A 6,487-nucleotide genomic window follows, 5' to 3' on the forward strand; every position below is an offset into this window, starting at 1 on the left:
CATCAAAGGCATTTTGCACAAGAGCTGTGTCTTTATCTAAATTCTTTTTAGTTTTTTCAACATTTTCATTTATAAGCTCTCCAATAGCCCCTAATTCATCTTTAGCCTTTATTTTAATAGGATGAATGGTAACATTTTCATGATTTAAAAATTTAAAAAAAGTATTTAAAGAGGTTACTAAAATAGGAAGTCTCCAACCTACTATCTTATTGATAATATAATAAATCAATAAGATAGCAATAACTAGCATAACAACTGATACACCAACGGTGTAAAAAAGGTCTGAATTTGTTTTATCTGTGTAATCTTTAATCTTAGCAGCACTTACCACAGTCCAGCCAAAAGGAAATTGCTTATAAAAGCCAAGTCTTTCAAAGCCATTAGTATCGATGTATATAAATTCGCCCTCTTTTTTTGTTTTTAATTCTTCAAGCAGTTTAATTTCTTGAGGATATAAATTCGTATTTTCTACGATTTTTGGGTCCTTGTGAGAAAAAATTCTACCTGTATCATCTGTTAAATAAATATCTAAGCTAGGCAATATAGAGGTTTCAAAATTTTCAAAACGTTTTTGAAAGTCATGTACGAAAATATCCACACCTAAAACACCTATAAATTTTCCATTTTTTATTAAGGGCATAGTCACCGTTGAAAGCAATTTACCAGCATGAATTCCACTTTTTGAAGTATAAACTGAGGTTGTAATACCTGTATTTTTTTGCTTAGTTTTTACATACCAATCCCTTTGTCTCCAATCATCCCCTGGAGTATTATTAAAATTTGGAGATAGATAAGTATTTGGCTTATTTTCATCATAATCTTGCAAGATAACAGCCCCGTCATCTTCATACACTATATATAAAGCTGGATACTTAATCAACTCAGAAGCTTTAAATAAAATCTCTCTTTGACCAACCACATTGTATTTATCAAGCTTTTCAAGTTCTTTAACTATAGCCTTTAAATGTTGATTAGCTTCTATGTTCATTGTGATATTAATCGTAGTAAATGAAGCTACAAGTGCTTCTTGCTGAATCGCTTTAAACAAAGACCTAACCTCATTAGCAGTTAGTTTATAGTTAAAAATCGTAACTACACCTAACACAAATACCATAATAAGTAAAATAAAACAAGAAAGTTTTTTACCGATTGATAGTGAGCTCATTGACAATCCTTAAAATAAATTAAAATTTCACATTATATTATAATAAACTTAAATAATAATTTAATTATAAATAATAAAAATTAAATTTATTATTTTAAGATAATTATAGCTATATAAGTGATATTTACCATAACTTAAAAACAGCATATCTTACGTTACTAAGCTAAATATGACTTTGTAGTGAAATTTATAATTTATAGCTAATAATCTTCTTGTTACTTTTTTATAGGAATGAAATTTTAAATTTTATTAACAATTTATTGAAAAATTTCCTTACTAAAACCTTCTATTGTGGTAAACTTATCTCTATATCATAAAGTATTAAAATTTATTTAGTTTGAGTTTTATTTCTAGGATATAAGTTTTTAAGATAGACGTGTTTTTAAATTTAGCTTATAAACTCACTCAACTTCCCTTAAAACAGCTTCTAAAATTTCACTCATTTTATTAATGTGTTCTTCTTTGCTAATAAGTGGTGGTAAAAAGCGAAGGTCATTTTGTCCACATTTTAAAAGCAAAAGTCCTTTTTCTTGGCACTTGCTTAAAATATCTGAAACATTTACCCTATTATCAAAGCTTAATCCTTGCATAAAGCCCAAACCCTGTCTGCTTTTAATAAAGCTAAATTTAGCCTTTAAGCTATCTAGTTTATTTTCTAAAATAGGAGTTAGAACTTGTACATTTTTAAGTATGTTTTCACTTGAAAATATATCAAACACAGCATTTATAGCAGCACAAGCTAGCGGATTTCCTCCATAAGTACTTCCATGGTCGCCTAACATTAAAGAATCCTTGCTAATCCTTTCATTTAAAACAAAGGCCCCAACACTTAGCCCACAACCTAAAGCCTTTGCACTTGCAAGAATATCAGGTCTTATATCAGCATACTCAAAGGCAAAAAATTTCCCACTTCGCCCCATTCCACATTGAATTTCATCGGCTATTAATACTAAATCTTTTTTATCGCAAAGCTTTCTTAAATCTTGATAGAATTCTTTTTGAGCCACTCTTATGCCACCTTCGCCTTGAACGCTTTCTAAGATTATGGCACAAGTTTTTTTGCTAAGTAATTTTTTAACGCTTTTTATATCATTAAATTTAGTAAATTTCACACCCTTAATAAGTGGCTTAAATGGCTTTTTGTAAGTCTTTGTGGCTGTTAAGCTTAAGGCCCCAAGGGTTCTTCCATGAAAGGAATTTTCAAAGGCTATAAATTCTCCACCCTTAATGCCCTTATTATAAGCATATCTTCTAGCTGCCTTCATAGCCCCTTCAATGGCTTCTGTGCCTGAATTTGTAAAAAACACACTTTTAAGACCACTTGCTTTGGCTAAATTTGTAGCTGCCATTGCTATATTTTCGTGATAATAAAGATTGCTTGTATGGATTAACTTATCAATTTGTGATTTTAAGGCATTATTAAAATAAATATTATTGTAGCCAAGCCCACAAACGCCTATTCCACTTGAAAAATCTAAATATTTTTTGTCGTTTTCATCAAATAAATAAACCCCATCGCCTCTTTTTAAAACAATTTGAAATTTCTTATAAGTGCCTATTAAGTGGCTTTCATCTTTATAATTCATTATTGTCCTTCTTGTACTACTAAGGTGCCAATGCCCTCATCTGTAAAAATTTCAAGCAACAAACCATGTTTTACGCGTCCATCTAAGATATGTACGCGTCTAACCCCATTTTCACAAGCATCTATGCAAGAGTTTAATTTTACTAGCATCCCACCTTGAATTTTATTAATTAATTCCCTTGCCTTTTTAGTGCCAATACGAGAAATTAAAGAATTTTTATCGTTATAATCTTCATAAAGTCCTTCAATATCGCTTAAAAATGCAAGTTTTTCAGCCTTTAAAGCCTTAGCAACCTCACAGGCTACATCATCAGCATTAATATTATAAGTATTTAAATTATCATCCATTCCCAAAGGTGCAATTATAGGTAAAAAATCTTTTTCTAAAAGTTCTTTTAAAATTTGGATATTTACACTTTCAATCTTTCCTACAAAGCCTAAATTTTCATCCTTTTTAACGCATTTTAAAAGCCCTCCATCCTTGCCACAAATGCCTATTGCTTTTACGCCAAGATATTCTAAGTTTTGTACTAGTCCTTTATTTATGCGATTTAATACCATTTCAGCAATGGCAGTTGTTTCATCATCGCTTATCCTAAGTCCATTTTTAAATTCACTTTTTATGCCAAGTTTTGAGCATAAATTTGATATATCCTTACCTCCACCATGGACAATCACGGGCTTTAAGCCAACTAGCTTTAAAAGGGCTATATCTTGCATAACGCAACGTTTTAAGTCCTCATTTTCCATAGCAGATCCACCATATTTAATTAAAATAATCTTAGAATTAAATTTTCTTATATAAGGCAGGGCCTGTATTAAAACACTAGCTTTTTCTAAATATTTTTCCATAATCTAGCCTTAATGATTGAAATTTGTTTGATTATTTTCATTTAAGGACCAATCATAATAATTTGCATCCTCTCTTAAAGTAAAACCATAATGCTTCCAAAATTCATTCCCTAAGTCATTGCTTTTAAAGGCAATAAGGGCAATTTTATTAATATTTTCTTCTTTCAAGGCATTTAGACAAAATCTAGTCATTGCGTGTGCTATTCCTTTTTTTCTATGATTTGGATGAACGCAAACATGGTAAAAACCACCCGTTCTTCCATCATGCCCACAAAGAATAGAACCTATTATTTGCCTGTTTTCTTCGGCCACCACGCTTAAATTTGGGTTTCTGTCTAAAAAACGACTTATGTTTTCTTTGCTATCATCAATACTTCTAAGCCCAAATCCCTTAATCTCGCACCAAAGCTTATAAACTCCATCATAATCATCTTTTTGCATAGGTCTAATATCCATTGTTTGTCCTTATAAATTTGCTAAATTATCAAGCCCCTCGCATTCATCAAAGCCATACATTAAATTCATATTTTGAACAGCCTGTCCTGAAGCACCTTTAATTAAATTATCAAGCGTACCAACTACTAAAACTTTTTTAGTCCTTTTGTCTATACAAAAATTTATATCCACAAAATTCGTATTTTTAACCCACCTAGTTTGAGGCCAAATTTTACTTGGCAAAATTCTAATAAAGGGCTTATTTTTATAATGCTTTTCATAAATTTTTCTTAGTTTTTCTTCGCTTAAATCAGTCTTTAAATTTGCATAGCAAGTAGCTAGAATTCCTCTTTGCATAGGCACAAGGTGAGGACTAAATTGCAAAGTTAATTTTGTCTTAGCAGCCTTGCTTAAATGTTCTTCAATCTCTGGGGTATGCCTATGAGAAGTAAGGGCGTAGGCTTTGAAATTTTCATTTACCTCGCAAAATAAATTGTCTATCTTGGCACCCTTACCTGCCCCGCTTACTCCACTTTTTGCATCAATTATAATAGAATTTAAATCTATTAAATTTTCTTTTATCAAAGGATACAAACTTAAAATAGAACAAGTCGTGTAACAACCCGGATTTGCTATAAATTTAGCCTTTTTAATATCCCTTTCATATAGTTCACAAAGCCCATAAACTGCTTGTTTTAAAAGCTTTAAATTCTTATGTTCAAAGCCATACCAAAGCTTATAATCTAAACTTTCTTTAAGCCTATAATCAGCACTTAAATCTATAATTTTTATTTTTTTAAGCAAATTTTCATTTAAAATTGAAGCTGTAAAATTATGAGGTGTTGCACAAAATAAAAGTTCGATTTTTTCAGCTACTCTTTCTAAATTTTCATTTTCAAAGCTTAAATTTAGGGGCGTATTTGGACAAAGTGAAGCGTAATTTTCTCCTACATTATTTTGTGAGCCTATGTAAGTGATTTCTACATTTTTATGACGCAATAAAAGGCGAATAAGTTCATTTCCAACATATCCACTAGCACCCAAAACTCCAACCCTTAATTTCATTGCCTATCCTTAAAATTTTATGAAATTTTAAAAAAAATTTTATTTTAGTATGTTTAAAAACAAAAAAAGCTTAAATGCATAAAAAAATTATATTTTTTCACAAAATTAATCAGTCTTAAATCAAGTTAAAAACATTTGATAAATGTTGTTATCTTGTTTTTTGAATTAATTTTAGCTATAATCAAAATTTAACAAGTATTTACATTTTAAGGATTAAGACATGAATATTGTAGCAAGTATTAAAAACAAACTAATTATAGTAGTTATAGCCTTAGTAATTATCTGTATTACCGCTATATCTGGTTTTTCGTATTATCAAAGCAAAAAAGCAATGTTTAACCTAGGAGGTCAATCAGAATCTGACACGCTTTCAGCGGCCTTAACTACGATAAGTAGCTTTGATTCAAGTAATATAGCTTTAGTTGAAAAAATTTACAATCACATCAGTAAAAACGCAAATTCAACTTATGCTTTAAAGGAATTTACAAAGAATATGTTAAAGCCTTATAAAGATGGCGCTCATGCCTTTGGCGTATATTTAGGCTTTGAAAATGGTGCCTTTATAGGTTCTGATAGTCTTTCAGAAAAAGATGGGGTAAATTATTATGAAGAAGGACCTGGCACAAACAATAACACAGGTTATGATGCTAGGAACGAAGAATGGTTTAAGGGTGCGTTAAATACAAAAGGTGTTTACAAAACTAAGGTTTATCAAGACTCAGATACAAAAGTGCCTGTTATTACTTATTCAAAGGCTATTTATAATAATAATAAATTAATAGCAGTTTTAGGCGTGGATATGACCTTGAGTGATTTACAAAATGAGTTTAATGAAATAGGTCAATTGGTAAGAGGTGGTAGAATGTTTGTCTTTGATGAAGATAAAATCACCTTTTTATCAACAGATGCAAGCTTAATTTTTAATGATAATCCAAATATTCCTATGCTAACTAAAGCAAGAGAAGAACATGGAAATTTAGTGCCTTTTTATTATAGAAGGGCAAATGGTACACAAAGAATGGGAGTTTGTGGCTTTTTAGGAAATTCTACTTCTATGGGCTGTTTAACCCGCTCCCTTGATAGCTTTGAAGGACCTATAAATAAAATAGCCTTTGAAAATACTATAATATCTTTAATTATGCTTATAATTGTAGGTATTGCTATTTACATGATGACAAATTATGTATTAAAGCCTTTACAACACATTAAACAAGGCTTACTTAGCTTTTTTGATTATTTAAATTATAAGTCAAATTCTGCAAATACTATAAATGTACATTCCAAAGATGAATTAGGAGAAATTGCACACGCCATTAACGAAAACATACAAAAAACTAAAAAGAATTTAGATAAAGACACAGCTCTTGTGCAAAATGCCTTTGATG

General features: G+C 30.2%; 6 protein-coding genes. 1 reads left to right on the forward strand and 5 read right to left on the reverse strand.

What is annotated here, in order from left to right; all coding sequences use genetic code 11:
- The 5 genes from FMM56_RS04675 to argC all read right to left on the reverse strand — a co-directional run.
- Positions 1 to 1,165 (reverse strand): cache domain-containing protein (locus FMM56_RS04675; RefSeq protein WP_190319016.1); only part of this gene is annotated, 1,165 nt, incomplete at its 3' end.
- 401 nt (positions 1,166 to 1,566) lie between these two features.
- Complete coding sequence (locus tag FMM56_RS04680; RefSeq protein WP_150207907.1) at positions 1,567 to 2,751, reverse strand: aspartate aminotransferase family protein; 1,185 nt, start codon at positions 2,749 to 2,751, stop codon at positions 1,567 to 1,569.
- Positions 2,751 to 3,602, reverse strand: coding sequence for an acetylglutamate kinase (argB, locus tag FMM56_RS04685; protein ID WP_150207909.1), 852 nt, complete (start codon positions 3,600 to 3,602; stop codon positions 2,751 to 2,753). Before argB ends, FMM56_RS04680 begins: the two co-directional genes overlap by 1 nt.
- A 9-nt stretch (positions 3,603 to 3,611) precedes the next feature.
- A complete protein-coding gene (locus FMM56_RS04690) occupies positions 3,612 to 4,058 on the reverse strand; it encodes a GNAT family N-acetyltransferase (RefSeq protein WP_150139448.1) in 447 nt (148 codons plus the stop codon).
- 9 nt (positions 4,059 to 4,067) lie between these two features.
- Positions 4,068 to 5,102, reverse strand: a complete 1,035-nt coding sequence (gene argC, locus FMM56_RS04695; protein WP_150139450.1) for an N-acetyl-gamma-glutamyl-phosphate reductase — start codon at positions 5,100 to 5,102, stop codon at positions 4,068 to 4,070.
- A gap of 220 nt (positions 5,103 to 5,322) precedes the next feature.
- Between argC and FMM56_RS04700 the strand changes: the two genes are divergently transcribed.
- Positions 5,323 to 6,487: cache domain-containing protein (locus FMM56_RS04700; protein ID WP_150207911.1), on the forward strand; the 1,165-nt coding region annotated here is incomplete at its 3' end.

The sequence above is a fragment of the Campylobacter sp. LR264d genome (assembly GCF_008633895.1).
Classification (GTDB): domain Bacteria; phylum Campylobacterota; class Campylobacteria; order Campylobacterales; family Campylobacteraceae; genus Campylobacter_D.

Coding starts and splice junctions, on each gene's coding strand:
- FMM56_RS04690 (WP_150139448.1), bottom strand. CDS start 4,058: ATGGATATTAGACCTATGCAAAAAGATGATTATGATGGAGTTTATAAG.
- argC (WP_150139450.1), bottom strand. CDS start 5,102: ATGAAATTAAGGGTTGGAGTTTTGGGTGCTAGTGGATATGTTGGAAAT.
- argB (WP_150207909.1), bottom strand. CDS start 3,602: ATGGAAAAATATTTAGAAAAAGCTAGTGTTTTAATACAGGCCCTGCCT.
- FMM56_RS04680 (WP_150207907.1), bottom strand. CDS start 2,751: ATGAATTATAAAGATGAAAGCCACTTAATAGGCACTTATAAGAAATTT.